Origin of the sequence: Bdellovibrio bacteriovorus HD100, from assembly GCF_000196175.1 — a bacterium.
In the GTDB taxonomy this organism is placed as follows: domain Bacteria; phylum Bdellovibrionota; class Bdellovibrionia; order Bdellovibrionales; family Bdellovibrionaceae; genus Bdellovibrio; species Bdellovibrio bacteriovorus.
In genome coordinates this window covers 1,799,027-1,825,229 of the sequence record NC_005363.1, presented here as the reverse complement: position 1 = coordinate 1,825,229, position 26,203 = coordinate 1,799,027, and the positions used below count along the sequence as shown (strand labels likewise).

The window sequence follows — 26,203 nt, the reverse complement described above, 5'->3', positions numbered from 1 at the left end:
TTCGTTAAAATTTCCAATTCTCTATTCACGCCAAAAACTATACGAACAATAGATGCCCGGCTCAATAGATGCCGCAGCTCTGAAAAGCGCAATATAGGCGGAAATTCGCGGAACGATCAGGTCAGTTTCTTGGAAGAAGGCAAAGTCTCTTCGCCCGGAGCAGACTCTTTCAGCATTGCAAAAACGGCGTTCTGGAAGCACACCAGGGACTCCCCCGCCTCCGAGTCAAACTCTGCGATGAACTCGCGCTGGAAGGCCCGCAGGCGTGCAATAGCCTCTGGCAGGCGCGAACGTTCCATGCGGATGAAGTTGGTCGAATACTGGCGGGACTCTTTGGGAACCAAATCAAAGGATCGTTCCAGCAGACCCAGAACTTCCTGGTGCATAGACTTGGGATCGGGCTTTTCCGGAACACCGGGCTCCAAAGCCAGAACCTCCGAAGTCTTCATCCCCAGAATCGGCCCCAGCAACTCGGCCAGACTTTCGGCGTCCTCAAAGCGAGGCATACGAAGACCTTCGCGCACGATATAGCGGGCGAGAGAGTTTTTCTTATCCCCGTCGAGATGATTCAGGACCATGATACGAAGTGTGCTGCTTTCGATGGATTTTTCGTACTTTACCAGATTGGCGAAGTGATTCTTTTCAAGCTCGGTGAACTCAAAGTACTGGCACATGGTTTCCAGCAGCTTGTCGCCGATATGGCGCTTGCGATTCAGAATCATCGACAGAGCGGACGGATAGGAAAGACCCAGATGACGAGTCCACACGGACAGACTCCAGCCTGCGCGGTTTTCACTGCGCCAGCTGTTATAGTCCGCCAGAAAGGCGCGATAATCCTTGTAGTTCAGAATATCAGACTTGTTCATCGTGGGACCCTTATACCTCAAGGTCCCACCAACCGTTCACAGGTTTAGTGAACGTTCACAAGGGCAGTGAAAGGTTTTCATGGAGCACGGCTTGTCTGGGAAATTTATCTATGTCAAACATCTCGACATCAAAACAAAAGGAGTTTTTATGAAACTGATGATCGCTATGCTTATGATGTTGCCGACTTTGGCTACTGCTGCCACTGAAATCGTTTACAACAGCTCTTCCAACCCCTACATCCCAGCTCGTGGCTATGTTACAGCTCAGCAAATCTGCCTGAATGCAAACAAGGATTCTTTCAAAATCTTCGTGGCTCAGCACACTGTTGAAACTTGCGACTCTGTAAAAACAGACTACTCTGACTCCACTCGTCCTAAAAAAGTATGTGTCGGCCGCAAAATGGTTACCGTTCCTGCGACGACCAAAATTGTTTCTGCTTTCACCAAAAAAGAAGTTTGCCAAAAATGGAACCGCAATGACTCTGCTTACCCACGCTGCGTGAGCTCTGTCATGAAAGACACCATGTACTCCACTTCTTACACTCAGTACAAATACGAGCAGGCTGACTGGAGACGTGAGCGTCCGGTTTCTTCCGTAAACAAATACATCGAAACCTGCAAATAGGACTTTTTAAACAAGGTCTTATGCTGGGCGCTGGCTGAAAAGTCAGCGCCTTTTTTTATTTTCACGATTGCCCCGGACCCGCACTTTTCGTAGGATGTCCCCCATGACATCGGAACTGCCTGAAGTAAAAATCACTGACACCGTTATTGGAACCGGCCAGACCGCCAGCAAAGGCGCCCTGGTGTTTTGCCACTATGAAGGATTTCTGGAGGACGGAACCAAGTTTGACTCCAGCTATGATCATGGACGTCCTTTTGAATTTGTCGTGGGTTCCAAGAAAGTCATCGCCGGCTGGAGCCTCGGATTTCTGGGTATGAAAGAAGGTGGTAAACGCACCATCTATGTGCCAGCCCACCTGGCCTATGGCGAACGTCAGATCGGAAAATTCATCAAGCCCCATTCCAATCTTATTTTTCATGTCGAGCTGATCGAGGCCCGTCCGCGCGAATAAGCGTTTTACTCGCCATCCTCAAACAGAGACATCTGACGGGAGTGATTCTTCAGGACCTCCCGCTCTGTGAAAGAAAACTCTATCACTTCGCGGGTGTTCTTTAAAAAGTCCACGGATTGCTGAGCGGTCTTGTGCGCGGAAAGCCACTCCTCCCAATGAGCGTCAGCCAGAAAAATGGGACAGCGGTCATGGCCGGCAGCCAACACATCCTCTGGAGGAGGGCCCGTCAGTATGGCCACAGACTCGACCACTTCTCCGGTTCTTCGATCCGTCCAAGAATCCCAGATACCAGCCGCACTGAGCAGATGCTGATCTTTGGCGGCAATGGCAATATTATGACCGGCGTAGGGACCTTCATAGACAGACTCAATAAAGAATTTCACCGGCACCAGGCAGTGGCGGCTTTTGAATGGCTCACGCCAGGAGGGCTTGTTCAGGACTTCTTCAATGCGGGCATTATAAGTGGCAAATTTGGGTTTTCGCACGTCAGACCACGAGGGTATCAGGGAGTAATTCATCATCCTTACCCCCATCCCCTCCCGGCCTTTCACTATGACCGGGGCCGGAGTGTGGGGATAAATGATTTCCTGAGGCAGAACCATCACCTCTGGCAACTTCAGATGATAAGTCCGTATCAACAAATTGAATTCATCCGCAGATCCATACCTGGCGCACATCACCCACCTCGAACATGATTCTGACACCAAAAGACACCAACATCAAGTCAAGCGCAGGTTAGCGAACAGGAACGGTCAACGGAAAGAACTGAATGTTCAGATTATAGACTTCCGAAGGCTCGCCTTCTTCCGCCAGCAGGGAAAGACGCTGACGAAATTTTTTAATCAGAGCTTTGACTTCGGTCATCTTGTCAGGATTAAAAGCCATGGTGATCGCAGAATAGTCCCGGCGATCCGGCGTGGTGACTTTGAGCACCTCAATGGCTTTTTGCATATCTGAAACGTGCGCCTGCACCAGCGCATGGCTGGGAATGTCTGACGTCGTCCCCAGACTGGCCACGGTGCGCACGAATGTGGTCCCTTGCATTTTGATAAATCCCAGATTCATCAACAGATCCAGACTGTGCTGCACTTTCTCCAGAGGGATGGCCAGCCGTTGACTGATCCATTTTTCATTGGATTGAAACTGGCGAATACGCATCAGGTTTAAAATCGCAAAGTGCTCCCAGCTGGAGATCAACTCCAACTGCTGCTCTGTCAGGCGCTTCTGCACTCCAAATTTACGGGAACGGGTGGCTATCATTGCATAAACCTGATTTCGCTCTTCCACTCCCAGCTCCAGGCCCAGAACAATTTTACTGGCATAAAACTCACTCAAAGGTCTTTTGCCATGCATAAGTTCGTTCAGACATCCTGGAGATATCGCCACTTTTTTTGCCAGGGAACGGAAAGAAAAACGTGGATTTCGTTTTTGAATTTCATCGAGCTTGCTTTTCAAAAAATTACCGAACGGATTCGACATACAACTCCAAAAAATACCTTGAGATTTTTTTAACTTTTTTGGCACCAGTTGCAAGTCTTATGTGATCGTTTAGTTCCTCGCCTCCCGGTCAGGGAACAATACTTTCATTCAACGATATTCACGGAACAGTACATGTTCACATCAAACGCAGAAACAGTTTTTATTGCAAATTGCTGGTAATATCCCATGACACCATGTCACTCGCCAGATCTCAGCATTGACTCTCAACACACGCCCTACAACGATAGAGGCACGTTTCAAAATAGGCGGGTCCCATGAAAATAACACTGTTTGCATTGATAATAGCCGCGAGCCCTGCAACCGGGGCCGCAAACATCGTCTGCACTTCCGAAAACTGGGACAACGAAAAAGTCGTTTTATCAGAAGATTTTCAGAAACTCCGCCATGATATCTATGATGAAAGCGGCAACATCTTCAAATCGGAGGAGCTGCAAGGAGAAAATCTGACTGGCGGGATCACCATCCATCCAAAAACCGACAGATGCGACCAGAGTGTTTTTGAATTCAAAGGCATCCATCAGATTCTGACCACCTGCCAGCTGGACAAAGAAGCTCACGGCTTTGACTACCTGACCGTGGACTTCCGCTATGATCAAGAGAAAAAAGATGGCTACTACATCGTCAACTCTTACTATCAGTCAGGAACCCGAAACCACAACCTGAGCTTCAAGGACTGCCACCCAGAAAGCCCCTAACTCAATGCCAACAAACACATTGGGAATCTTCGGAAAATAGCGGATTATTCAGGGAAACATCTGGCCTATAGGTGAGCCCATGATTGAGCCGCACTCTGCATCCTCGGCTGAACTGCTTCGACAAAACAAACAATCCATCGAAAAAATATGGACGGCCCGGGTTTGGGCAGATTCTTCTGCTCCTGACTCAACAACAGCCCCCATCCTGCAGCAGTCGCTTGGAAACTTCGTGGACCACCTTAGTGCCGTCTTGGCCCGCAAAGACCCCTCGATTGCAGCGAAGGAGGCCGCCCATCTCGCCCACCAGCAGGATAAAGAGCGAGCCGCTCAGCAAGGTTACCATCTTGCCGCTCTGCTGAAGGAGTTCAGTGTTTTGCGGGAGGTGGTCGTGGAAGTTCTGCTCAGCACAGGTCAACTGTCCCACGAAGATCGCACCCTGCTGGATCAGGCTATCGACGCCGCCATCACCGCCGCCGCCAAAGAGTTTGTACTGGCACAAAATGCAGAAATGAACAATGCCCTCTCCAGCGCAGAATCCAGCAATGTCGCTTTGACCCACTTTGCGGCTGTCGCGGCTCACGATCTAAAGTCCCCTCTTGCGACTATCATTGGTTTTGTGGATTCCCTTCAGGACGAGGAATTCCAAGAAAAACTGGGCCCGGAAGGGGGGCAAATGCTCAGTCGAGTCAGCGCCGCCGCCCATCGCATGAACACCCTGATTGATACCATGCTTGAGTACGCCCGTCTCGGGTCGTCAGAACGCGTGTTTGAATCCATTCCCGTAGATCAGCTGGCCAAAGCGGCCGTCGAGAACCTTCATGACCAGATCGAGGCGACTGAGGCCCGCATCACAATAGAACCGCTGCCGGTCCTGCTCTGTGATGCTCCGCTGGTTACACAACTGTTTCAAAACTTGATTGCTAATGCGCTGAAATTTCGAAGCCCCAAACCACCGGACATCAGAATCAGTGCCAACTTCACTGGAAGAAACTGGGAATTCATCGTCAAAGACAACGGGATTGGCTTCGATCCCGCCAAAAAGGAAGAAATATTTGATCTTTACAAAAAACTTCACGCACCTTCAGAGTATCAGGGCTCCGGCATCGGACTTGCCACCTGCAAAAGAATCGTAGAACTACACCATGGCAAAATCCGGGCGGATTCGACGCCAGGAATGGGCTCCACTTTCACCTTCACTCTCGGCGGGTAAATCGGACGCACAACCTGTACGACCAATAAAATTTGCACACTTGCCGACTTGGCGTTCAAATTAGAAATTGTTTGCAGTAATGTCCCCTCAAGAAAAAAAAGGGGATCTTATGAATCACATCGTTTTAATTGCAGTCTGCCTAGTCGTCCTGGGCTGCCAAAGACCGACCCCCAGTCGCGCCCTCCCTTCTACTGAAAGCGCCATTATAGACGGTGAAGCCGTAGCCAGCACCGAAGGGCTGTACAGACATCTCGTGCAGATCAAAACTATTCGCAATACCGACACAGGCGTCAGTCTCTTCAAATGCTCAGGGACAGCCCTGAATCATCTGGCCGTTTTAACTGCGGCCCACTGCATGAACATCTTCGATATTACACGCACGGTGGTCTATAAAGATGAAACAAAGACCTCGAAACATTATGTTAAGGAAGTTCTTTTTCATCCCACTTTGGATGCTGCAATCTTGCTTCTGGAAGACGCATTGCCGACGGAAGTGAAAATCACCAAAATTCCCGATCAAACCTTGGATTTTACCGAAGTCCTGGCCGTCGGTTTTGGATTACACAAAGGAATCAACAATAGCCTTGGCAAGATGGGCACCTTAAGAAAGTCCCGACTGTCCATCTACGAAATCTCTTCGGATCAGCTCACTTTCACTGTGGACCAATCCACAACCGGAGGAATCTGCTCAGGAGACTCCGGAGGGCCCGCTTTCATTGGCGGTGAAAACGAATGGCTTCAAGTGGGAATTGCCTCTTTGGTGCAATTCCCAAAAAATCAACCTGACATAGACCCGTGCTTTTATCGCGGGCTTTACCTGAGCACAGCCACTTTAAAACCATGGATTGAAAGCATCCTCCCTCGCTGAACTTAGTTCCTTACATTTGCGAAATATTGAGTTTCACATCATCTTTTCAATAGTGAGTGGCAAATAATTCCAAAGCTATGGTGATTTGGACCGAGTTCCAATGTAATCTTGATCGAACTTAAAGAGGCTGTTAGTTCTGCGACCCTTATGTCGGGACTTGAGAATCTGCCTTATTTTGCACTCAAACTTCAGGAGCAGTTTCTGGCCAAGAGAACCAGAAACAAACGCTATTCCCTGCGCTCCTATGCGCAGTTTCTGGAGATGAATCCCGGCACCCTGTCCTCAATCATCAAAGGAAAACGCCTGGTTCCGCTGCAGGAAGCTGCGAAAGTCATGCAAAAACTTTCGCTGACCCCCAAAGATCAGGAACAGTTTCTCTTAAGTCTCGGGGTCAACAAACCACCCGCCGAATCCTCGTTCAAACTGGATCCCAGCCAGTATGCCGTGCTCTTTGACGAATGGGAGCACTTTGTGATTCTGGCGGTGTTTCGGCTGGCAGACTTCAAAAGCAACACGACATGGATTGCCAATAAAACCGGAATCCCGGCAGAGCGCGTGAACGCGTGTCTGCAAACACTGCAAGACCTTCAGGTCATCACCCGAAAGGGCCCCGTGTGGGAACGCACTCACAAAAACCTGTATTCGCCGCACGACATCCCCTCCCGCTCGCTGCAGCAGGCGCACTTGAACTCTCTGGAGCTTGCCAGACAGATGATTGCGCGGGTGCCGGTACAGGAACGGGACTACTCCTTTCTTACTGTGGCTCTGGATGACAAGCGCTATAAAAAACTTAAGAAACTGACTTTGAAATTTCGCGATGATGTGTTCGAACTGGACGAACAATCCAGAAAGGGCGAGCTTTATCGCGTGAACCTGCAGTGTTTCCCTCTTCTTCCCCCGAAAGCAAAATAGGAGTTTCATCATGGCGGCATTGATTCATCTTCTTTTTTATTCTTTGATGTCCGTGGCTGGCGGCGACTGGGTCGGCAATGGAGGTAATGTGATCTCCTGCGGGGATTCACTGCGCCTGCTGGACTACTATGAAGCCGAAGAACAACGAGGCATTGCCCTGGATCTTGGCAATGATTCGATGAGCTTCCAGCAAAAGGTTTACTACGTCCTGCATCGCCTGGAAAACGTAAACCCGACCCGAGCCAAGATGTACAAAAAGTGGTTCCACACCTTTGATGCTGAAACCCAGTGGTTCTTTATCGGCAAATTCCTGCCGATCCGGGACTCCGGTGTGGTGATCATCCCGGAGGTGTGCAATATTCAACAAATCGCCATCCAGCGTCCCACCGCCTTGATCATGCCGGGTGACCAGCGCTATGTGATTGATGTGCGTCTTTTTGAAAGACTCAGCGAAGCTGACAAAGCCGGACTGATTCTGCATGAGCTGATTTATCGCGAAGCTATAGAGTCAGGATTTACCTCGTCCCCGGGCGTGCGCTATTTCAATCAGGTGGTCAGTTCCAGTCTGATGAAGAATTTCGACAGCCGCATGATGCTGGATCTGGTGCGTACGGCCGGTCTGAAACACGTCGACTATCACGGATATGCCGTGGGACTGGAAGCGGCTCAATACCATGAAGATGGAAATCTAAAAACGGCGATGGTCTGGAGCGGCGAACTGCACGGTCAGAATATCAAAGGCAAATATGTGAACTTCCACCCCAATGGAAAGATTGAGTCCTTCCTGTATACAAGTGTCGACAACTATGTCTTCACCTTCAATGGCCAGTCCCTGCCGATATCCCACGATGGCCCCTTGTCACGAACGCTCCTTTTAAAGTTCCACCCCAACGGAAACCTTATGTCAGGCTCTGTAAAAAGCAAAACCCCGTTCATCCTGAACGGCAAAACAGTCTTGCTGTCCAATCTGAATGGGGCTGTGACCTTCTGCCCCGATGGTCAACTGCACACCGGGATTATTGAAAGCCCGGAGTACAGCGGCCCCGTACCTAGTAAGCCTGAAGAAATGTTCCCCCATCACGGGTCGTCACAGTAATCTGATAAACACTGCCATCGTGAGCGTACAGCTTCAAAAGAAAGTTGCGCTCGCCCATGGCCAGAACGTCGGAATAGAACTCCAAAACTACCTGATAAGAGAACTCATTGGCCCGGAAGATACGAGGTGATGCTGCGATCGCGCGCACCTCACTGAAGTCCATCAAAGAAGGTTTGGAAAAACGATTGGAGGACTTTGGCATCACTTTGTGGCCTTTGCAATCCGCGTCCAGCACATCCAGAAGGACTTGGGTGGTGTAGGCCTTTCTGATGACGGCGCGAACAGAGGGTACCACAAGATTCTGCACATCGCCCTGCTTTACACAAAAGTGCTTGGCATATTCAGGGGCATCCAAAGACATTGTCTGGGCCTGGGCCGCAAAAGCAAACAAAGCGATGAAAGGCAATACAAGAACACGCATAGTTTCCTCCAAGAATGTGAATGGAGGAATAACCACGTTTCAGACCCGAATAAAGAAAAAACCTGCCATTCGGCAGGTTCAGGTAATAATGTCGTTGCAAACTAAGCGGCCTGCAACACTTTTAGTTCTTTTCGCAGGTGATCTTTTCCTTCTCACAGAAAGACAAAAGTGTCCGGCCTTGACACTTGCCCATGGCATCCTTGCGGGCCTCTTCTTCGCTCTTGCCAAAGCCAAAGAATCGGCTGCCTTGCGAAACCAGTTTGCACGTGAATGTTTCCACCAGCTTGGGTCCATCGCCAGACATATCCAGAGCCAGAGTTCCCTTGTTGGGATTTTGATCGGCGGGATTGATCACCTTAAGACCACATCCTGAAAGCAAACTGCAAAAGACAAAAAACTGCATCAATGAATTTTTCATAGACTCCATGCTATCAGCTCCTTCCAAGAACCCAAAAGACCAGAAAAAGGGGGCCGAAGCCCCCTTTGGAATGTAAATTACTGAACATCATTGAAATTAACACCCGTGAAGCTTAAGCCCGTCAGCTGGGAAACCCAGGCTTGAGTCGAAGTGTACTGCGTGCTTGGATGCAGGTTGAATTTGAAACTGGCCTCCTGTGGCAATTCAATACCTGGATTCGCGCTGCAATCCGCCTGATCTGAAGAATGAGTGTAGCAACGGTTGTTCACAACTTCAGAGTACTTCGTCGCATCCCCCAGATCTGCACTGGTGTTGGAGTTCACCATGAAATAACGGGCCTTCAAACCATTTGCAAGACTGCCCTTGATCGTGGAAACGCGGGCCGAGTACCAGTTGCCGTCACCATAGATTTCACCGGCAATGGCTTCGATTTTAGACACAGACGTGATTTCACCATTGGTCATACCCACCTGAGCCAACAAACGCTCGTGACGGGACCAACCGCAATTACCACCTTGTTCCGTACACTGGAAACGGTCGCCGCGACTTTCGTACTTCAACTCACCTGTCAGCAAATCAAAGCTGGCAGCAAAAGTCCCGGTTTTATCCGGTTGAACAGAAGTCTGATCTTCATGAGTCAAGAACTCCATCTTAGTACCACTGAGCTTCGCTGCGACTCGATAAAAACCCATTCCCGGAATCGTCATGGAAATCCCAGAGTCATAGTAGGTATTAAAGAAGGCCGGCTTTGAAGCCCGCACAGAGATAGTCATGGCCTGGATCTGCATATTCTCCAGCTGCTGCGCCGTGAAGCAGGAGGTGTCCGGAGTCACACTGACCTGACGTTCCTGATCGTCGTAAACGATGCCCACTTTTTCAAGCATACAGGAAATGGCTTTGATCTGCTGGAACGAACCCGGAATGGAGTCCGGAGATCCGCTGTTTTGCGCAAGTTTACAGTAAAACAAACGCGAAGGATAATCCGGCCCCTGACTGTCCATATAGCCACCTTGTTCATCCAAAGGCATGGCGTGCTCGTTACACAAGGCATTTACATTCTGCGCTTGAATTTTACCTTGCACACTTTGAGATGACCCGTCACTGACCAGACCGTTACCGACCTCAACAATCACTCCCTGGACCGCGCCAACAACTGTGGAGGGCTTGTCCGAAGAAACTGTGATGGATGGGGATTCAACGACTTCATCGACTTTACCTTGGCAGGCCACCAGGGTTGCGACGTGGAACAGAACTGCTACGGACAGGACTTTTCTGATTTCTTTATTGAATAACACGAACTCTCTCCTTGTTTAAAGTTTCACGCAATTTCGTCTGCGCTACTTTCCTTAAGGCAAGGATCCGGCCAACGGCTAAGTCCACAATTTCACTACAATCTTAAATCAAGACGCCCACCGTGGTTGCCAGGTTGGCGCCAACTGCCGGTGGAATCTAGGCGGGTTTCTTAATAAGTATCTTTCTGAGACCTTCACGGGAAACACCCAGGCGGCGGGCCGCTTCAGATTTATTTCCCAATGAACCCTGAATAGCCCGCTGAACAAACTCAGCTTCGAAGGCCTCGCGGGCCTCACGCAAGCTTAAATTCTCAAACCGCTTCAGTGAATCTTCTTGGGCGTCCGGCACCACACTTAACTGTGGTCGGGCTTTAAACTGGAAATCATCCGGCAACAAAACCGCGCGATCCCCCGCAGACAGGCAGGCACTTTCAATTTTATTTTCCAGCTCCCGGATGTTTCCGGGCCAGTGATAGTCAATCAAGCGGTCCAATGCTTCGGGACTGATTCTTTTGAGCTTCCAACCACGCTTGTTATGAAGCTGTTCCAAAATGGCCTGAGCCAGCTCTGGAATATCGCCTTTGCGATCACGCAACGACGGGATCTGCAGATTCACCACATTGATACGATAGAAAAGATCCTCGCGGAATTTTTCCTGCTGAATTTGCGCTTCAATATGTTTGTTGGTCGCGCAGATCAAACGGAAGTCCACAGCCTTCGGTGACTCAGTGGAACCAAGCCTTTGCACTTTTCTTTCCTGCAAAACCCGCAAGAGCTTGGCCTGCATCTCCACCGGCATTTCGCCGATTTCATCCAGGAACAAAGTTCCCCGGTGCGCCAGCTCAATCTGCCCCTGGCGAGCCACGGTCCCCGTCGCCGCCCCTTTGACCACACCAAAAAGTTCGGCCTCAAACAGGGACTCTGGGATCGCCGCGCAGTTGATGGCGATAAAAGGTCCGTCCCGACGACTGGAATGGTGATGCGCAAGTCTTGCGATCACCTCTTTACCGACACCACTTTCCCCGGTGATCAGGATATTTGAGTCCGACTTACCGAAGTCCCCGATGTGATCATAGATCTTTTGCAATTCGGGAGCTTTGGAGTGCAAGCTGACAGAAGAAATACTTTTGCGCCAGATGTTCTTGCGGTGTTCAATGGCCGATTCGGATTCTTCGTTCTTCTGATGGACTTCATAGTTTTCAAAAGCCACCGCCGCCAGCATGGATAAAGCTTCCAAGGCGTGCTGGTCGGTTTCATCAAAGTCACCATCGGCCTTATTCAGAACCTCGATCACACCGATGACTTTCCCGTCTTTCCAGTGCAACGGAACCGCCAGAACTTTTTCCGTCTGATATCCGGTCTTGCTGTCGACGCCAAGATAGAAATCCTTGTCCTGGGCCACACAGTTTGAGAAATAACTTTTGCGCGTACGGAACACCTTCCCGGCAATACCCTGATCTGTGTTGATCACGATCGTCTGATTGCGGATGCCGGTGGCAATATAACTATTCAGGTATTTGAAGTGCTGTTCCAGGTTTATTTGCGAGTCAAAGAAGATCGTCCCGCGATCGGCGCCGGTGGCCTGAATACACAGATCCAAAATTCGCGAAATGAGACTTTCCCCTGCCTGTTGTTCAAAGAAAATTTGCGCGGAGTCCCCTATAAACTTAAGAAGCTCATGTGATTTTGACATGTTCTTGTTATCGGCAGATCCTGCCAACCAAAGTAGGCTGCCAACAACACTTTCCACATTTAAGCCACCGATTGTGGGCGTTCCATTTTAAGACCTAAAAGTTTTCAAGCCCTTACGCTTAGGCCCGGGATTCGCAACTTAAGTTCATGAAACTTTGGAAACAAACAAAAGGATTAAATATGAACAAAGACAACGTTCCCCAACAACTTGATCGCATGGACCGTGAACTAAGATTCCTGTGGCAGGAAGCCCACGAAGAAACCGTACAAAGCATCAAGGAAAGAAAGCTGAAGCAGTACTATGAACTGTTCAAAGCCTACAAAAAACAGAAGCAGTTTCTGACCGCTCTTGAGGCCAAGTAATGAGCACGGTTCATGCACTTTAGACGACTGATTGAGTTTAAATTAAAACAAAGGTTGTCTTATGAGAGCGTCGATTGCCGCTTTTTGTCTATTGGCTATTTCTTCTACATCCCTGGCCTCTACGGTGAAGGTCATGGATCTGGGGTTTAATTGCGAACCCTCCGTTTCGGATGTTTTTTGTCTGGAGCAGGCAAAGAAACCTAATTCTGGGTATTTGAACGGAAAAGTCAAAAGCGCCACGCTGGTTAGCAACGCCGACTTTTACAACAAGTCAGGGGATCTGATAAATGCTTCCCCTGCGATCGTCGTCGTCACTGAAAAAGGCAAAATAGTCCTGACCAAAGAAAGCGCTCTTCGCCTGGGTATGTCCATGGGAGATCTACTGAATGAATTCTCGTCTCCAAAGTCGAACATCATCCTTCGCTATAACGACGAAAGCAGAATCTTAGGATTGGTCTTAGCCATCGAGAAAAAATAAGTCCGCGCCGGTCTAATTGATTAAATTGTTTTGGTCCTCAGCAAGTTTCTGGGTCATGTTCTGCGACCCAGAAACTTGCCTCCAAAGGTACACAAACCCCTCCGTCCCAACCTGAGACAGTACAATGAGAAAAACTCAATAAATCCTTAATAAATAATGAAAGCCGAATAAAAAGCCGAAAAGCAAGCATGGACGTATCTGGAACTTTGCACACCTATTTGCGTGCTTTTCTGTTATTTTTTGTAACAGTCTTCGTTTTTGCTGGCTGCACTCTCAGCGCGAGCTTTACCGATTTAACAGGTTCTGCCGAAGCCCCCTCCGCTCCCTCCGGAAGCAACTTTTTAGGACAACTATCAAAAACCAGTGCAATAAACTGGAGTTATGAATTCGACGCCACTGAATCCGTGGAACGCGCCATCCTGAGTGCCTCGGGCGACAGAATTGTCGCTGCTGTAGTGAATAGTGGCCCCGTCGTGATGCGAATTCGCCCTGACGGCAGTGTCAACACGGCGTTTGGTAACAATGGTCTCATCTCGCTACCAACCGTTCCAACATACAACGGATTCAATGCGATCTATGTCAGTGAGGATTCCAATCAAAACATTCTTGTGGGCTGGAGTCTGGAAGGTGACTGGAATGCCAACGGACGTAACTACGCCATTGCGATAGCCAGATTTAGTTCATCTGGAAGCCTTGACCTCACTTTTGGCAACAGCGGACTTTTCGTTTTTGAGCTAACCGAGCCGATCTATGTCAGAGGAATTCTGGCAGATGCCTCAGGATACTTCATAATAGGTCCCGGCAACTTTAATGGCACTGGATACCTAGGGTATATCTTTAAAATTAAAGAAGACGGTACGTTTGACACCAACTACGCTAACAATGGCCGACTGATTTTCAATCCTCCTGTTGTCGTTGGGGAGAATTTTCGGGATATGCATTTGAGTGCCGCCTCTATTGCTCCTGATAGTTCACTCTATATCACCGGGCAGATCTATGGCGACATTTCGGGATACTCTGGCGTAATCTATAAAGTTCTAGCTACGGGTGCCATAGACGGTACCTGGGGTAATTCAGGCCTTGTACGCTATGACAGCCCCGCCCAGGCCTGGGACACGTTCCACGACATCAAAATTCACGACAATAAAATTTATATCGCAGGCGAAGGCCCCAATTTCCCAGATCTGGATGGAGTTATCTTGCGATACAATCTTAATGGCACATTAGATAACACTTTTGACGGCGACGGCGTACAAAGGTTAAAAGACGTCGCGGGATTTGGCGGTGGAGCCGACTATGTGAGAATATTGGCTATCGACTCTGCAGGAAACATATTCATCCACGGCACCTCTCTGGATGCCGCCGATTCAAATTACACCTTTATCGCCAAGCTTTTACCCAATGGAAGCCTTGACGCATCTTACGGAATCGCCGGAATCGCATTTATAGATTTCGAAAGAGATGCCTGGGACTATCCCCGTGCTGCCGTCTTCAACAGTGACGAATCCATTACAGTTTTCAATAATTTCGTCATCAGAGATGCATCGACGAGCCAAAAAGGCAATCTGGTTTCTGCAAAGCTTTTAACCTCAGGAACCATGGACAACACCTATGGAGAGAACGGATTCAAAGAAAACTCTGAAAAGTATCTGCAAATAGTCAACTTGGAGCCAACGCACTCACAATTCCACGATGGCGCATTTTATGCCGTTTATTCTGCACAGACCGGCAATGACGGCCCCATTTTGGTAATTCATAAAACACTTCCCAATGGAAACTCAGACACTAATTTTGGTGACTCAGGATTCTTCGTTGTCAAAAGAGTTCTCGCCGCAAAGATGATCATCAGTGATGGAATCTATTTGTTGGCTGAGTACTTTGACAGCAATTCTTACGAATTAAATCTCAGAATCTTCAAGTACTCACTTGATGGCAGTCCGGATTCGAACTTTGGCGTCGGAGGCATCATGGAATTGCCCTGGGACGAGGACTTCGAGACCTCAACCAGAAACGGTCAAATGGCGATGGGACCTGATCTACATCTCTATGTGACAGCATATATCTTTGATATTGCTAACGGAGAACCTCATACCGCCCTTTGGAAAGTCCACTCGCAGACCGGAGCGCCCTGGGAAGATCCCCAAACATCAAATACGATTAAGATCCTTGCCCCCGCGGACAATGGGCGCAGTAACGAGCCCACGATCATAGTGGATGATATCCATAACAAGGTTTACCTTATGAGTGGCGACGCACCGGGAAGCGAGACCATGATCATACGACGGTATAATTTAGACCTCTCTCCGGACACAGACTTCAATTCAACTGGAGCTCTTGCAGAAACTGAATTTTCCGGACAATTTACAGAATTCGTTGAGATCAACAAAATGCATCTGTTCAATGGCGATCTTTATGTTTCGGTCTATGAACAAAACGAAGACTTTGGGGTGAGTGCTTTAGTGAAGCTTACGAACACAGGCGCGGTGGACACGAGTTTTGGAGAAGATGGCCTTGTGCACCCGGGTGGAAATCTGACAGACAGAATCTGGCATAGTGCCGATTTCTATTACGACGAAGTCCGTAAGAACATTATTGCTGCTAACTACACGGAAACTGAAGACGAGAACTTCTTAATGTCCTTCAGCAAAATAAATATCACTTCAGCACCAGTATCGACCACATTTGTGACCGAGGTGCCGAATCCCGTTTATTTTAATAATTGCTCTTTCTCAAGTGTTCACGGACTCCACTGCATAAAAAACGATTGGAGTCCTAGCAAAACAGAAACCTCACTGTCGATATTTAAATAATGATCGCAGGAGAGGACTCATACGGAGTTTTCTGCCGTCGGCAGCAAACGACAAACCCCAAAACAAACATCGAAGGCGGGAAACTTCAGAACCTACTCCAGCAAAGCTGGAGTGCAGACAGATAAAACAAAAAAAAGCCGACAAAGTCGGCTTATTTTGTTTGGTGCGCGAGGGGGGACTTGAACCCCCACAGGATTTCTCCCACAGGCTTCTGAGACCTGCGTGTCTACCAATTCCACCACCCGCGCGCTGGAATGAAGAACCATCTTGTACGCTTTCCCCCGCTTTGAAAACAGTTTTCGCAGAAGGTCATAAAAGGATTTGCAAGTTGCCCAAGTTTTAGGCTTTTAGACTCACCAATACCCCAAAACCTTCCACCAAACAGCACAACCACCAGCGAAAATCAGCAGATTAAGAAGTGTCACCACAAAGCCCCACTTCCACCACTCTCCCATTGTCACATACCCAGACCCAAACAGCACTGGAGCCGACCCCGTCCCGTAGTGAGTTAAAGAGGCACACAACGAGGAAGCAAAGCCCAGAAACAGACCAAACATCAATGGCGGAGCCCCCAAGGCCACCCCGACCCCAAAGAACGAAGCAAACAGCGCCGAAATATGAGCCGTGTTGCTGGCAAAGAAGTAATGGATGAACACATAAAGCAGAACCAAAATAGCGGCCGCCTCCATCCACCCCAGGCCCCAGTGCGCGATCGAGGATTCGACAGTTTTAGAGAACCAGGCCACCACGCCCAACTTGTTCAGGAACGTCGCCAACATCACCAGGGACGAGAACCAAGTCACCGTGTCCCAGGCGCCTTTTTCTTTCAGCAGGTCATCCCAAGTCAGGACCCCGCTAAACAGAAGCACCCCAAGCCCCACAAACGCTCCAGCGGTTGCATCCACCTTAAACAGCGGATCTGACGACAACAACTCAGGGCCCCCAGCCCAGATAAACAGCAGCAGGAAGAAGACGCCAATCAGTATCTTTTCATCCAGTCTGAGCGGCCCCAGTTCCTGCAATTTTTTATTGGCATAACCAGCAGCATCCGGAGTTTCTTTGATCTGAGGAGGATAAAGCTTAAACAACACCCACGGGATGATCAGAATCGCCAGCAAGCCCGGAACAAAGGCCGCCATCGCCCACTGCGCCCACGACACATCGATCTTGGCAATGTCACGAATCCCCGCCGTCACCAAAGGATTGGGCGCGGTCGCCGTGATGAACATCGCAGACGTGATCACGTTGATCTGATAGGCCACCAAAGTCAGGAAGGCGCCGACCTTCAACCTTGTCGCCTCATCCGGACGTGATCCCATGGATTCTGAGATGGAGCGATTGATTGGGTAAAGCACGCCACCGCCGCGAGCGGTGTTGCTTGGCATGACTGGCGACAGCACCAACTCGGCAAAAGACAGCCCATAGCTGATCCCCAGAGTCTTTTTCCCAATGGCGCGAACAAAGTAATAAGCCACGCGGGAACCCAGGCCGGTCTTAATGAAAGCGCGGGAAATAAAGAACGAAATACCAATCAGCCAGATCAGAGTGTTTGAATACCCACTGAGTGCATCGCCCATGGCTTTACCCGGGTTTCCGGGACTGGTCACTTGAGTGATACCCACCAGCAGGATCCCGATCATGGCAGCACCACCGATAGGAAGCGCTTTACCAATGATAGCTGTGATGGTGCCGACGAAGATCCCCAGCAAACGCCAGGCGTTGAGGTCGACCCCTTCCGGCGGGGAAATCACGAACCAAAAAAGACAGGTCACAAAAAATGCGATAACGGCCGGCACAATCTTCACATGAGGCAGCTTCATTCATATCCCCGGTTTGGAATTTACAAACAGGATATGCTTTAAGCCCCCCTCAGAGGAAGTAGTTTTTCACCACATTGCACCTGAAGCTCATCGGCAAAAAGCGCTGTCACACCCTGACCGGAAAGTTCACTGCGAATGACTTCACGAAGCTCATCGCGATAGTGGGACGACACCAAAACTGTGCAATCTTTACCAAAAGCCACCGAAGACAAAAGCAAAACCACGGCAACAGCAACAGTCGATTTCAATGAATTCAAAAGGCACCCTTGCGATGTGAAAGCACCTTCGTATCGCATTTAAAGCGTCCTCAACACGCAACCGAGCTCTCCATGCAATTCTTACTTAAGTGTCTAGATTCACGACAGGTTCCAAAACCGGAATCTCGTGGAAACTTTTGGAACAAAATGCAGAACTAGAGTCGCTCCCCTAGTGGACACAGCAAAATTCATATATATAAAGAGCCTCACTAAAGAGGAGCTCTCATGACCAAAAAACATCATTACAGAGACTTTATCCTGAAAGAACTGGAACGACGCCAGCGCAAAAATCCCTCCTACTCCCTTCGCGCTTTCTCTCGTGATCTGGAAGTTCCTTGTTCTCGCCTGTCTGAGATTTTAAACGGAAAAGTCGGCTTGTCTGAAAGCCGCGCTGTCAATCTTGCAACAAAACTGAACTTATCCCCTTCCGAGCGTGAATTCTTTGTGGATCTGGCTTTGTCTGAACACGCCCGCAGCGCCGTGCTTCGCGAGATGGCGTTACAACGTGTGAATGCCCGGGAAGAGGTCTTTGAAAAAATTGGTGAAGATCAATTTGCGGTGATTTCTGACTGGTACTATACCGCCATCACTCAAATCCTGAAATTGAAAGATTTTGACCCGACAATTCAAAATATTGCCCAGCGCCTGGGCCTTCTGACCGATGTCACAGAAAAAGCTTTGGAGCGCCTTGAGGCCATGAAGCTGATTGAAAAGACTGCTGACGGAAAATGGACTTCGAATGATGCCAAGTATTCCTCCAGCTATGGTGGATCTTCCGAGGCGGCCCGCAACTATTTCATGCAGATGCAGACCAAAGCCACTGAGGCGATGAGTGCTGACAACAAACGCCGCTGGGACATGGGCTGCACCATGGTTCCCACCAGCCGCGAAAAGGCCAAAGAGATTGCTGGAAAAATTCGCCAGTTCCGCCTGGAAGTGATGCAGGAACTTCAGAACAGCGAAAACAAAGACTCTCTGTTCGCACTTTCAACAAGCTTCTTTGAAATGACCGACGTACAACCACACTAAAAAAAAGGCGCAGGAGACTGCGCCTTTTTTTATCAAGCTTAAAGGTTCACTTTCGCACAGCCGCCTCAAGAGTGGCGATGTCGATCTTGGTCATTGTCATCATGGACTCGAAAGCCCGCTGGGCCTTTGCACTGTCAGAACTCGTTGTCAGCTCCAGCAGAATCCGGGGCGTGATCTGCCATGAAAAGCCCCAGCGATCCTTGCACCATCCACAGGCACTTTCAATCCCGCCGTTTTCCAGAATGGCGTTCCAATAGCGATCGGTCTCTTCCTGACTTTCAGTGATGACCATAAAACTGACGGACTCATTGGGCTTGAAAACCGGGCCGCCATTCAGACCCACAAACTTGCGGCCCAGCACGGTGAATTCCACCGTCAGTTCCGTGCCCTTCTTGCCGCCGGGAAAATCACCGGGAGCTGTATTTACGCGCCCCACTTCACTATTCGGGAATGTCTTTGCATAAAAAGCCGCGGCTTTGCTGGCCTCGCCGTGATCGAACCAAACACAAGTTACTAACTCCGTCATGGAACTCTCCTTGATACGTGATTTATTTTTCACATCTTAAATAGAACCAGAACCAAACCGACAACCCCAAGCCCCACGACCACGCGAAAACGCAGCATGAAGGCCGGGATCATTGCTTCGATTTTATCCAGCAATTGTTTGGAAGAAGCCGACCCCACGGCAGAGTGAATCTCGCGAGCTCTTTTCACCCCCTGCAGGGACTCCTCCAGACGCAGGCCGGATCTTTGTGCGATCTTTTCCATTGCGCCCATCAGACGTCGATACTGAACAGTGGATGCAACATAGATCACAACCGCAACACTGAATATCACTGCATAGATCATTTCCAACAGCCCCACCAGGACGCTCCTTTGTTGATTTTTAGAATACGGGATTTTGGGAATAAAAAAACCCCTGAAGTTTTCTTCAGGGGTTTAAAGTTTTTTTTGAATGTCTCGGATGCGGTCACTCCAATTTAAAGAAAAATTGGAGCGGGAGACGGGGCTCAAACCCGCGACCTATGCCTTGGCAAGGCATCGCTCTATCAACTGAGCTACTCCCGCATCGTTTCGAGAGACACAAAATTACTGTTGCCTGACCCTATTGTCAACGGGTAAAAATCAAAAAAATGAAAACTTTATTGGTTGGTCGCATCAAAAAATGGATGATTTTTGCTCTCATAGGCTGCATTGCCTATTTTACGGGCTATATTTGGGGTCAGCATCAAAAACAAAAGACTCCGGCTCCACCACCAGTGTTGAGCAATCCTCAATAGACCTGTCGAAATCGTCATCTAGGTTGCCTGCTTAAAAGATGACTCTGACGTTCAATCACATAAAAGGGCCCTAAACATATTTTAGGAGACCCCCTATGCTCAAGCTTTGGATCTGGACACTGCCCTTCCTCGTTGCAACTCTGCCTGCAAGCGCGTCTCTCTTCACCAACATGGAAGGAACTTACCGCGTCCTTTCCTGCGAAAACCTGGGGGCCAAACCCCACGAATCCCTGTGTGAATATTCGCAGATGACCGTGCATCCGATGAGTGATGCCACCGCCCTGTACTTCTCACGCTGGGAGGGACAACAAGAATATGTACGATCCTTTGGCCTGCCTGTTTCAACCCGCAACCACCCCCACAGCCGGTACTGCGAAAAAGGCGATGTCTACGCGGCATTCGAACGCGACTCTTATGGGTACGGTGAAGTCATGATCATGAAACGCACCTCGGATGATCTTTATCACATTTCAATCCACTTGCGCGCAGACAGCTACGGCACGCTGGATGTGATCGAGTTGGATCTAGAGCGCCTGTCGACCCTGTCACGGCCACAGCCGGGCGCTGGACAACATCCTATGACAGCGTCGTTTTAAACCGGCGCCAGCTTGCGGTGATGGCCAGGACAGCCATCGCCACAAGTATCAGAACATTCACCGCGATCAGGCGCAGGTCCCCGCCCTTAAGCATTATGTTTCGCAAGAGTTCAATGAAATAAGTCAGCGGATTGATATAAGAAAAAATCCGCAGCGCCCAGGGCATATTTTCAACCGGAAAGACCATTCCCGACAGCAGCACCGATGGAAACAGATACAAAAATCCGCCCATCATTGACTGCTGCTGATTTTTTGCGACGGTCGATATGAACAGCCCAATTCCCACGGTGCAACACACAAACGCGACAGCCGCCAACAGCAACATCCAAAGACTTCCGCGCATGGGCATACCAAACAACACCACCGCCACCCCCACAATCAGCGGAATGTTACTTAAACCCAAAAGCACAAAAGGGACCGTCTTACCCAGAATCACTTCCTCAGGCGACACCGGGGCGGAAATCAAGGTTTCAAAAGTGCCCAGCTCCTTTTCCTTGGCGATAGACATGCTGGTCAGCAAAATTGTGATCAGGCACACCAGCATGCTCATCACCCCCGGCACCAAAAACAGCGCCGAGCGCATTGCGGGATTATAAAGCACACGCACATCAAACTGCAGCGGCGGATCCTGTGGATGCAACGATCGCAAAATACTTCCCATATAGCGCTCAATGCCCTGCGCGCGGGTGACATTGGTCGCGTTGATCAAAAGCTGCACTTCCCCCTCTTTACGCCCCAAGGCCCGATCCAGACCTCCTGTGGGCGCAATCAAAACAGCATCAGCCTGCCCTTTTTGAATCTGTTCATAGGGATCACTCAAGCTGGGTTTTGCAGGAACAAACCACCCCGACGCCAGAGCTTTACGATGCAACTCCTGCAGCGAAGAATCGTTCGGAGCCCCCACCAGACTCAGCCGGATGTTATTGGCCTCTGTGGATAAGGCCACACCAAAAATCGTCAGTTGCACACAAGGGGCCAGAAAAAGCAGAATGCGCATTCGTGGGTCACGCAAGGTTTGCCGAAATTCTTTTTTAATAAAACCCAGCAGCGTCTTCAAGGCTCCACATCCCGTTTAAACTTTTTTGTCGCCAGAGTGATCATCAAAACAAACAACCCGCACAAGGCCAGAAATGATGGCAGGATGCTGAAGAAACCGGCCCCTTGTAAAAACAACGCCCGGCTGATTTCAATGAACCACCGGGCCGGTAAAAGCATGGTAAAATAAAAGAAAAACTTCGGCATGTGCTCGACCGGAAAAATAAATCCCGACAGCAGAATTGTTGGCAGCAACCCTGAAAGCATCGCAAACTGCATGCTCATCTGCTGCTTGCGGGTGATGACTGAAATCAACAAACCCTGCGCCAGATAAGTGGAAAGAAAAATCAAACACGCCAGCAGATACAACAGAAAATTCCCGCGAAAGGGCACCGAAAACACCACTTGCGACATCAGGAAAACAAAAAGCACCGCCACAAGGCCCATCAGTGAATAAGGCAGAAGTTTTCCCAGAATGATTTCCACGGGACTGACCGGCGTGGAAAGCAATAGTTCCATCGAGCCATTTTCCCATTCCCGCGCCACAGTCAGTGCCGTCAGCAAAATGGAAAGAATCGCGATGATTGCCGCCGCCAGACCCGGCACCACAAACCAGCGGCTGTTAAGTTCCGGATTAAACAAAAAACGCGTCTTAAGTTCTATCGGTTCACGGAAGGCTCCAAACTCGGCCCGGTTCGCACTTTTTTGAATGCCTCCCAGATACCCCAGAATGGAGCCCGCCGATGAATTGTCAGCTCCATCCACCAGAATCTGCACCGCACTTTCCTGAAACGGTTTCAAATCCCGCGCATAGCCTGGTGGAATCAACAAGGCGGCATGCGCACGCCCCTCATCCAAGGCCTGCTGGGCTTCAGCGGGACTAAACACCGCGTGTGAACGAAAGTACCCGGAACTGGTAAAGATCCTTTGCAAAAGCCACGAGTTCTGAGTCTTGCTGGAATCATGCACCGCCAGCGAAATCCGCTCCATATTGAATTCGATGGCAAATCCAAAAAACAAAACCATGATCACCGGCATTCCCAGCGCCAAAGCCAATGTGAAAGGGTCGCGCACAATGTGAAAAACCTCTTTTTGTGCAATGGCCATTATCGCCCGAAGTTTCATTGCCCCTCCACCTCTGCGATAAAGACCTCCTCCAGACTGACATCACGGGGATCACGATCCGGGAAGTTCTTTCTTTTCAGACCCTCCGGGGCTTCCAGGGCAATCAACTCTCCGGAGCGCATCAAGGCAATGCGCTGACAGCGTTCCGCCTCGTCCATATAGTGAGTGGTCACAAACACGGTCTTTCCAGAGGTGGCCAGCTCCTGAATCAGGGACCAGAAGCGCTGGCGGTAGGCGGGACTGACACCCGCCGTGGGTTCATCCAGGAAAACAATCTCGGGATCATGCAAGAGAGCCGAGACCAGACTGACCTGCTGTTTGATTCCACCCGGCAGATCTTTTACCAGGGTGTTTTCTGAAGCCCTAAAATGGATGAACTGCAACAGACGGTCTTTTTGTTCCTTCAACCGCGCATCTGCAATCTTGCGCAAAGAACCGGTGAATGAAAAGTTTTCGGCCACGGTCATATCATCATACAAGGTGAATTTCTGCGACATATAGCCAACCTTCTTTTTCACCGCGAAAGAGTTTTGCTGCACATCCAGTCCACAGACCCTGGTTTCACCATGACTGGGCAACAACAAGCCGCACAGCACCCGGATGGTGGTGGTCTTACCCGCCCCATTGGCCCCCAGAAATCCAAAGATCTCCCCGCGCCGGACGGTGAAGGAAATATTCTTCACCGCATAGTAGTCTCCAAACTTCACGGAAAGATCCCGAACCTCGACGCTGTTCACAGAGCCTCCTGAAGATCACTCTGGGCATCGTATTGCAAAAAGACCTCATCAAATGTGCGGCAATTTTTCTGGCGCAGTATTTCAGACGGCGGTCCTTCAAGCAGGGATTTCCCATCAAACAAAAGATGAACCACTTCGCACTTCAACGCCTCATCCATGTACGAGGTCGTGACCAGAATCAGAACATCCTCGCCCTTGACCAGTTCATACAACAGCTCCCAGAAGTCACGGCGACTTAAGGGGTCAACCCCGTTGGTGGGTTCATCCAGCAGCAGAACCTGCGGAGAAGCCAGCAAAGAACAAATCAAGCCAAGCTTTTTGTACATCCCGCCGGAAAGCTGCGAGGCCAGGCGATCGGTGAATTCTTCCAGCCGGGCCATTCGCAAAAGCTTTTCCCTGCGGGTTTTGTATTCCTGGTCAGGCAAACGAAATAGCGTCCGGAAAAATTCCAGGTGCTCATGAACACTCAGCTCTGGATAAAGGCTTTGAGTCTGGGGCATATAGGCAATGCGTTCACGCAATTGGGAAAACTCGGTCTTCTTTCCTTCACTGATGAAACGGATCGCCCCCCCGTCAGCTTTAAGAAGCCCCATAAGATGCCGCAAAAATGTGGTCTTTCCAGCCCCCTCCGGTCCGATCACCCCGTGAATCACCCCGGCAGAAAAATTCATGCTCAATCCCTTCAGGGCCTCTGTCGTGCGCAACTTTTTAACGAGATCCCGAACCTCGATGGAGATGGAGCCAGACATCAGTCCTCCGCCATCCACTCCAGGGTCATTCCGGGCTTAAGAATGCCTTCGCTGTTTGCAAAACGAATCTTCACGGCGTACACCAGGCGCGTCCGTTCATCGCGGGTTTGCACATTCTTCGGAGTGAACTCGGCCTCGGGGTTGATATAGGCCACAACTCCTTCAAATTCCTTGTCATCCATTTCTGGAAGATGTGCGGTGACTTTCTGATTCATTCTAAGAAGGGCGATGCGGTCATGAGGCAGATAGAAGTATGCATGAACTTCATCCAAATCCCCCACGGTCAAAAGTTTTGCCCCTGGCAAAACCATTTCCCCGGGTTCAAAGTAAGTGGTCAGCACCGTCCCTTTAATGGGGGAAGTCACTTCACACCACTTGAAACGGGTTTCAATTTCGTCTTTTTTATTTTTAATCTGATCGTAACTGTCCTGAGCGATACTGCCACTGCGATAAAGTGCCACAGCCCGGTCATAGTTTTTGCGGGCCAGATCATAACCCAGACGGATCTCTTCACAGTCCAGCGTCACTACCGACTGCCCTTGGGCCACGATCTGTCCCTCTTTCACCGGAAAATCAGAGATCACCGAGGACACCCGCGCCGGAATATCCACCTTGGTGACCTCCACGGTGCCGGCATACGCAAACTCACGGGAAAAAACAAAAGCTTTGATGAGATAAGCCAGTAACAGAAGAACGCAGATAATAAGAAGCGGGACCAGCTTTTTTCGGGACATGAACGAAGCCTATCGCCTCAGGGACCAACGGCGCAAATCTGGCCAGGGCTTCGTGCTGACACACAATAAAAAAAAGGCCGGGAGTCCCCGGCCTTTTTGGTTTTTTAGGAAATGTCGAAAATCCTAGTTGGTTGGAGCAAACCAGCAACGAGGACGCACACCCGCTGTATCGCGAGGAGCATAGCAAGAACCTGACTTATAATCAGAATTGCTTAGCTTTTCGCTTTCTTTAGCCACACACAACATACCTGCGAAGTAAGTGTCCAAACGGCACTGAGTCGCTGGGTGTCTGTCGTCTGTGCGGGAAACCACGTTCTTATCCGGCGTACCGAATGTTGGAGCGGAAGTTTCTTTACGTAAAGCCTGGAACAGGTTCGCCACAGATTGACCAGCCAAAGAAGTTCTTAGGCAGATCAGGCGATCTTGTTCATCCGGGAACTGAGCCGTACAAGCGGCTTCAGCTGTTGGATCCAATTGCAGATCCTTCAGGATCGCGGCGTTGTCGTCTTCAGCAAAGAAACGACGCAAACACTTCAAAGAAGCGTAGTAGTCAGAGCCACCTTCGTTGGTCGCCCAGGCGCCACCGAACCAGCTTTGCATTTTTGGAGCGCCACCGTTGTGGTGACCGAACTCATGACAAGCCACCAAAGCGAAGCCTTCGATGTTTGTCGCCGGGTGACGAGCCAAACCACCGTACATGTTCAACACTTGCGTGTTGCCGGATCTTTGCGCAGAAGCATTAACAGTCCCGTCGCTCCACAGACGGTTGATTTTCAAGCGATCCCCCATCGCTTCAACGTCCTTGGCGAACAATCTTTCAAGACGGTCCAAAACCTGGTTGAATTGTTGTTCTGTGATACCACCCACGGTGAAAACACCTTCTGGGATGTACAAATTGTTCTCTGGAACGAATCCGGAGCATAGTGTCGCAGATTCCGTAGTCGCTGTTTGGTGTGTGAAGCCTACAGTTGCAACCAATGCAACACCGGCTAACGCACGACGTAGTGTCGTTTTTGTCATGACTTTCCCCTCCTTGAGTCTAGACGTTCAAAAAGCGTATCAACATGATGCGGACAAACTCAAACATTTAAATAAGTTATGAAGCACTGCACCTTAGTCCTGCATTACAACAAGCTCTTTTGAT

Annotated in this window: 30 protein-coding genes and 2 tRNA genes; 13 read left to right on the top strand and 19 right to left on the bottom strand. The window is 49.7% G+C overall.

Annotation, left to right across the window (positions count from 1 at the left end; all coding sequences use genetic code 11):
- Positions 1–116: 116 nt before the first annotated feature.
- The gene (locus BD_RS08670) at positions 117–866 is read right to left on the bottom strand and encodes a hypothetical protein (RefSeq protein ID WP_011164359.1); all 750 of its coding nucleotides are present in this window, start codon (positions 864–866) and stop codon (positions 117–119) included.
- A gap of 148 nt (positions 867–1,014) precedes the next feature.
- Here BD_RS08670 and BD_RS08665 point away from each other — a divergent pair, with 148 nt between their 5' ends.
- Both BD_RS08665 and BD_RS08660 read left to right on the top strand, forming a co-directional pair.
- Positions 1,015–1,491 carry a hypothetical protein gene (locus BD_RS08665; RefSeq protein ID WP_226988126.1) on the top strand — a complete coding sequence of 159 codons (477 nt, stop codon included), beginning with the start codon at positions 1,015–1,017 and terminating at the stop codon, positions 1,489–1,491.
- A gap of 103 nt (positions 1,492–1,594) precedes the next feature.
- Complete coding sequence (locus tag BD_RS08660; protein ID WP_011164357.1) at positions 1,595–1,942, top strand: FKBP-type peptidyl-prolyl cis-trans isomerase; 348 nt, start codon at positions 1,595–1,597, stop codon at positions 1,940–1,942.
- Positions 1,943–1,947: 5 nt separating this feature from the next.
- On the opposite strand, the gene BD_RS08655 is transcribed toward BD_RS08660, so the two are convergent.
- On the bottom strand, positions 1,948–2,619 hold the full coding sequence (locus tag BD_RS08655) for an SOS response-associated peptidase (RefSeq protein WP_080558999.1): 672 nt from the start codon (positions 2,617–2,619) through the stop codon (positions 1,948–1,950).
- Between the two features lie 58 nt (positions 2,620–2,677).
- Positions 2,678–3,421: a DUF4423 domain-containing protein gene (locus BD_RS08650; RefSeq protein WP_011164355.1), complete on the bottom strand. Its 744-nt coding sequence runs from the start codon at positions 3,419–3,421 to the stop codon at positions 2,678–2,680.
- A 275-nt stretch (positions 3,422–3,696) separates the two neighbouring features.
- Here BD_RS08650 and BD_RS08645 point away from each other — a divergent pair, with 275 nt between their 5' ends.
- The 5 genes from BD_RS08645 (at position 3,697) to BD_RS08625 (ending at position 8,223) form a co-directional block, all read left to right on the top strand.
- Complete coding sequence (locus BD_RS08645) at positions 3,697–4,137, top strand: hypothetical protein (protein ID WP_011164354.1); 441 nt, start codon at positions 3,697–3,699, stop codon at positions 4,135–4,137.
- Positions 4,138–4,216: 79 nt separating this feature from the next.
- Positions 4,217–5,347, top strand: a complete 1,131-nt coding sequence (locus tag BD_RS17970; protein ID WP_011164353.1) for a sensor histidine kinase — start codon at positions 4,217–4,219, stop codon at positions 5,345–5,347.
- 109 nt (positions 5,348–5,456) lie between these two features.
- Positions 5,457–6,215 carry a S1 family peptidase gene (locus BD_RS08635; RefSeq protein WP_041583530.1) on the top strand — a complete coding sequence of 253 codons (759 nt, stop codon included), beginning with the start codon at positions 5,457–5,459 and terminating at the stop codon, positions 6,213–6,215.
- Positions 6,216–6,323: 108 nt separating this feature from the next.
- A complete protein-coding gene (locus tag BD_RS08630) occupies positions 6,324–7,127 on the top strand; it encodes a DUF4423 domain-containing protein (RefSeq protein ID WP_011164351.1) in 804 nt (267 codons plus the stop codon).
- 10 nt (positions 7,128–7,137) lie between these two features.
- Positions 7,138–8,223, top strand: a complete 1,086-nt coding sequence (locus BD_RS08625; RefSeq protein ID WP_011164350.1) for a hypothetical protein — start codon at positions 7,138–7,140, stop codon at positions 8,221–8,223.
- Here BD_RS08625 and BD_RS08620 read toward each other — a convergent pair.
- From BD_RS08620 to BD_RS08605, 4 genes are all read right to left on the bottom strand, one after another.
- On the bottom strand, positions 8,177–8,644 hold the full coding sequence (locus BD_RS08620; RefSeq protein ID WP_011164349.1) for a hypothetical protein: 468 nt from the start codon (positions 8,642–8,644) through the stop codon (positions 8,177–8,179). The genes BD_RS08625 and BD_RS08620 overlap by 47 nt on opposite strands.
- A 121-nt stretch (positions 8,645–8,765) precedes the next feature.
- Positions 8,766–9,062, bottom strand: a complete 297-nt coding sequence (locus tag BD_RS08615) for a hypothetical protein (RefSeq protein ID WP_231839335.1) — start codon at positions 9,060–9,062, stop codon at positions 8,766–8,768.
- A 77-nt stretch (positions 9,063–9,139) separates the two neighbouring features.
- Positions 9,140–10,357 (bottom strand): hypothetical protein, encoded by a 1,218-nt coding sequence (locus BD_RS08610; RefSeq protein WP_011164347.1) that lies wholly within the window; start codon positions 10,355–10,357, stop codon positions 9,140–9,142.
- 154 nt (positions 10,358–10,511) lie between these two features.
- Entirely contained in the window at positions 10,512–12,047 is a 1,536-nt protein-coding gene (locus BD_RS08605; RefSeq protein ID WP_050792941.1) for a sigma-54-dependent Fis family transcriptional regulator, read from the bottom strand.
- A gap of 179 nt (positions 12,048–12,226) precedes the next feature.
- Here BD_RS08605 and BD_RS08600 point away from each other — a divergent pair, with 179 nt between their 5' ends.
- The 3 genes from BD_RS08600 to BD_RS08590 all read left to right on the top strand — a co-directional run bounded on the left by BD_RS08600 (position 12,227) and on the right by BD_RS08590 (position 15,697).
- A complete protein-coding gene (locus BD_RS08600) occupies positions 12,227–12,409 on the top strand; it encodes a hypothetical protein (protein WP_144313820.1) in 183 nt (60 codons plus the stop codon).
- A gap of 61 nt (positions 12,410–12,470) precedes the next feature.
- Positions 12,471–12,887 carry a hypothetical protein gene (locus tag BD_RS08595; protein ID WP_011164344.1) on the top strand — a complete coding sequence of 139 codons (417 nt, stop codon included), beginning with the start codon at positions 12,471–12,473 and terminating at the stop codon, positions 12,885–12,887.
- A gap of 188 nt (positions 12,888–13,075) precedes the next feature.
- Positions 13,076–15,697, top strand: coding sequence for a delta-60 repeat domain-containing protein (locus BD_RS08590; RefSeq protein ID WP_011164343.1), 2,622 nt, complete (start codon positions 13,076–13,078; stop codon positions 15,695–15,697).
- A 161-nt stretch (positions 15,698–15,858) separates the two neighbouring features.
- On the opposite strand, the gene BD_RS08585 is transcribed toward BD_RS08590, so the two are convergent.
- The 3 genes from BD_RS08585 to BD_RS08575 form a co-directional block, all read right to left on the bottom strand.
- Positions 15,859–15,945 (bottom strand) — tRNA-Leu (locus BD_RS08585).
- A 105-nt stretch (positions 15,946–16,050) separates the two neighbouring features.
- Positions 16,051–17,517: an anion permease gene (locus tag BD_RS08580; protein WP_011164342.1), complete on the bottom strand. Its 1,467-nt coding sequence runs from the start codon at positions 17,515–17,517 to the stop codon at positions 16,051–16,053.
- 38 nt (positions 17,518–17,555) lie between these two features.
- Complete coding sequence (locus BD_RS08575) at positions 17,556–17,813, bottom strand: hypothetical protein (protein WP_011164341.1); 258 nt, start codon at positions 17,811–17,813, stop codon at positions 17,556–17,558.
- Positions 17,814–17,999: 186 nt separating this feature from the next.
- On the opposite strand from BD_RS08575, the gene BD_RS08570 reads away from it, so the two are divergent.
- The gene (locus BD_RS08570; RefSeq protein WP_011164340.1) at positions 18,000–18,803 is read left to right on the top strand and encodes a TIGR02147 family protein; all 804 of its coding nucleotides are present in this window, start codon (positions 18,000–18,002) and stop codon (positions 18,801–18,803) included.
- A 46-nt stretch (positions 18,804–18,849) separates the two neighbouring features.
- Here the strand turns inward: BD_RS08570 and BD_RS08565 are convergent, their stop codons facing one another.
- The 3 genes from BD_RS08565 to BD_RS08555 form a co-directional block, all read right to left on the bottom strand.
- Entirely contained in the window at positions 18,850–19,329 is a 480-nt protein-coding gene (locus tag BD_RS08565) for a VOC family protein (RefSeq protein ID WP_011164339.1), read from the bottom strand.
- A 29-nt stretch (positions 19,330–19,358) separates the two neighbouring features.
- On the bottom strand, positions 19,359–19,667 hold the full coding sequence (locus BD_RS08560; protein ID WP_038449153.1) for a hypothetical protein: 309 nt from the start codon (positions 19,665–19,667) through the stop codon (positions 19,359–19,361).
- 128 nt (positions 19,668–19,795) lie between these two features.
- A tRNA-Gly gene (locus tag BD_RS08555) sits at positions 19,796–19,871 on the bottom strand.
- Positions 19,872–19,936: 65 nt separating this feature from the next.
- Here BD_RS08555 and BD_RS18245 point away from each other — a divergent pair.
- Both BD_RS18245 and BD_RS08550 read left to right on the top strand, forming a co-directional pair.
- Positions 19,937–20,083, top strand: a complete 147-nt coding sequence (locus BD_RS18245; protein ID WP_011164336.1) for a hypothetical protein — start codon at positions 19,937–19,939, stop codon at positions 20,081–20,083.
- Between the two features lie 95 nt (positions 20,084–20,178).
- Positions 20,179–20,679, top strand: a complete 501-nt coding sequence (locus BD_RS08550) for a hypothetical protein (protein WP_011164335.1) — start codon at positions 20,179–20,181, stop codon at positions 20,677–20,679.
- On the opposite strand, the gene BD_RS08545 is transcribed toward BD_RS08550, so the two are convergent.
- The 6 genes from BD_RS08545 to BD_RS08520 form a co-directional block, all read right to left on the bottom strand.
- Positions 20,660–21,736 carry an ABC transporter permease gene (locus tag BD_RS08545; RefSeq protein WP_011164334.1) on the bottom strand — a complete coding sequence of 359 codons (1,077 nt, stop codon included), beginning with the start codon at positions 21,734–21,736 and terminating at the stop codon, positions 20,660–20,662. The two genes, BD_RS08550 and BD_RS08545, sit on opposite strands and share 20 nt — an antisense overlap.
- Complete coding sequence (locus tag BD_RS08540; RefSeq protein ID WP_011164333.1) at positions 21,733–22,839, bottom strand: ABC transporter permease; 1,107 nt, start codon at positions 22,837–22,839, stop codon at positions 21,733–21,735. The genes BD_RS08545 and BD_RS08540 overlap by 4 nt, the downstream gene beginning before the upstream one ends.
- Positions 22,836–23,576, bottom strand: a complete 741-nt coding sequence (locus BD_RS08535) for an ABC transporter ATP-binding protein (RefSeq protein ID WP_011164332.1) — start codon at positions 23,574–23,576, stop codon at positions 22,836–22,838. The genes BD_RS08540 and BD_RS08535 overlap by 4 nt, the downstream gene beginning before the upstream one ends.
- Entirely contained in the window at positions 23,573–24,325 is a 753-nt protein-coding gene (locus BD_RS08530) for an ABC transporter ATP-binding protein (RefSeq protein ID WP_011164331.1), read from the bottom strand. Before BD_RS08530 ends, BD_RS08535 begins: the two co-directional genes overlap by 4 nt.
- Positions 24,325–25,059 (bottom strand): efflux RND transporter periplasmic adaptor subunit, encoded by a 735-nt coding sequence (locus tag BD_RS08525; RefSeq protein WP_080558997.1) that lies wholly within the window; start codon positions 25,057–25,059, stop codon positions 24,325–24,327. Before BD_RS08525 ends, BD_RS08530 begins: the two co-directional genes overlap by 1 nt.
- 123 nt (positions 25,060–25,182) lie before the next feature.
- The gene (locus BD_RS08520; protein WP_011164329.1) at positions 25,183–26,079 is read right to left on the bottom strand and encodes a hypothetical protein; all 897 of its coding nucleotides are present in this window, start codon (positions 26,077–26,079) and stop codon (positions 25,183–25,185) included.
- Positions 26,080–26,203 lie beyond the last annotated feature (124 nt).

What these genes read in the sequence shown, in the direction of transcription:
- BD_RS08605 (WP_050792941.1), bottom strand. Translation starts at nt 12,047, where the DNA reads ATGTCAAAATCACATGAGCTTCTTAAGTTTATAGGGGACTCCGCGCAA.
- BD_RS08565 (WP_011164339.1), bottom strand. Translation starts at nt 19,329, where the DNA reads ATGACGGAGTTAGTAACTTGTGTTTGGTTCGATCACGGCGAGGCCAGC.
- BD_RS08615 (WP_231839335.1), bottom strand. Translation starts at nt 9,062, where the DNA reads ATGAAAAATTCATTGATGCAGTTTTTTGTCTTTTGCAGTTTGCTTTCA.
- BD_RS08655 (WP_080558999.1), bottom strand. Translation starts at nt 2,619, where the DNA reads ATGTGCGCCAGGTATGGATCTGCGGATGAATTCAATTTGTTGATACGG.
- BD_RS08650 (WP_011164355.1), bottom strand. Translation starts at nt 3,421, where the DNA reads ATGTCGAATCCGTTCGGTAATTTTTTGAAAAGCAAGCTCGATGAAATT.
- BD_RS08625 (WP_011164350.1), top strand. Translation starts at nt 7,138, where the DNA reads ATGGCGGCATTGATTCATCTTCTTTTTTATTCTTTGATGTCCGTGGCT.
- BD_RS08620 (WP_011164349.1), bottom strand. Translation starts at nt 8,644, where the DNA reads ATGCGTGTTCTTGTATTGCCTTTCATCGCTTTGTTTGCTTTTGCGGCC.
- BD_RS08645 (WP_011164354.1), top strand. Translation starts at nt 3,697, where the DNA reads ATGAAAATAACACTGTTTGCATTGATAATAGCCGCGAGCCCTGCAACC.
- BD_RS08595 (WP_011164344.1), top strand. Translation starts at nt 12,471, where the DNA reads ATGAGAGCGTCGATTGCCGCTTTTTGTCTATTGGCTATTTCTTCTACA.
- BD_RS08665 (WP_226988126.1), top strand. Translation starts at nt 1,015, where the DNA reads ATGAAACTGATGATCGCTATGCTTATGATGTTGCCGACTTTGGCTACT.
- BD_RS08570 (WP_011164340.1), top strand. Translation starts at nt 18,000, where the DNA reads ATGACCAAAAAACATCATTACAGAGACTTTATCCTGAAAGAACTGGAA.
- BD_RS08660 (WP_011164357.1), top strand. Translation starts at nt 1,595, where the DNA reads ATGACATCGGAACTGCCTGAAGTAAAAATCACTGACACCGTTATTGGA.
- BD_RS08600 (WP_144313820.1), top strand. Translation starts at nt 12,227, where the DNA reads ATGAACAAAGACAACGTTCCCCAACAACTTGATCGCATGGACCGTGAA.
- BD_RS08520 (WP_011164329.1), bottom strand. Translation starts at nt 26,079, where the DNA reads ATGACAAAAACGACACTACGTCGTGCGTTAGCCGGTGTTGCATTGGTT.
- BD_RS08590 (WP_011164343.1), top strand. Translation starts at nt 13,076, where the DNA reads ATGGACGTATCTGGAACTTTGCACACCTATTTGCGTGCTTTTCTGTTA.
- BD_RS08530 (WP_011164331.1), bottom strand. Translation starts at nt 24,325, where the DNA reads ATGTCTGGCTCCATCTCCATCGAGGTTCGGGATCTCGTTAAAAAGTTG.
- BD_RS08635 (WP_041583530.1), top strand. Translation starts at nt 5,457, where the DNA reads ATGAATCACATCGTTTTAATTGCAGTCTGCCTAGTCGTCCTGGGCTGC.
- BD_RS18245 (WP_011164336.1), top strand. Translation starts at nt 19,937, where the DNA reads ATGAAAACTTTATTGGTTGGTCGCATCAAAAAATGGATGATTTTTGCT.
- BD_RS08580 (WP_011164342.1), bottom strand. Translation starts at nt 17,517, where the DNA reads ATGAAGCTGCCTCATGTGAAGATTGTGCCGGCCGTTATCGCATTTTTT.
- BD_RS17970 (WP_011164353.1), top strand. Translation starts at nt 4,217, where the DNA reads ATGATTGAGCCGCACTCTGCATCCTCGGCTGAACTGCTTCGACAAAAC.
- BD_RS08670 (WP_011164359.1), bottom strand. Translation starts at nt 866, where the DNA reads ATGAACAAGTCTGATATTCTGAACTACAAGGATTATCGCGCCTTTCTG.
- BD_RS08525 (WP_080558997.1), bottom strand. Translation starts at nt 25,059, where the DNA reads ATGTCCCGAAAAAAGCTGGTCCCGCTTCTTATTATCTGCGTTCTTCTG.
- BD_RS08575 (WP_011164341.1), bottom strand. Translation starts at nt 17,813, where the DNA reads ATGCGATACGAAGGTGCTTTCACATCGCAAGGGTGCCTTTTGAATTCA.
- BD_RS08540 (WP_011164333.1), bottom strand. Translation starts at nt 22,839, where the DNA reads ATGAAACTTCGGGCGATAATGGCCATTGCACAAAAAGAGGTTTTTCAC.
- BD_RS08550 (WP_011164335.1), top strand. Translation starts at nt 20,179, where the DNA reads ATGCTCAAGCTTTGGATCTGGACACTGCCCTTCCTCGTTGCAACTCTG.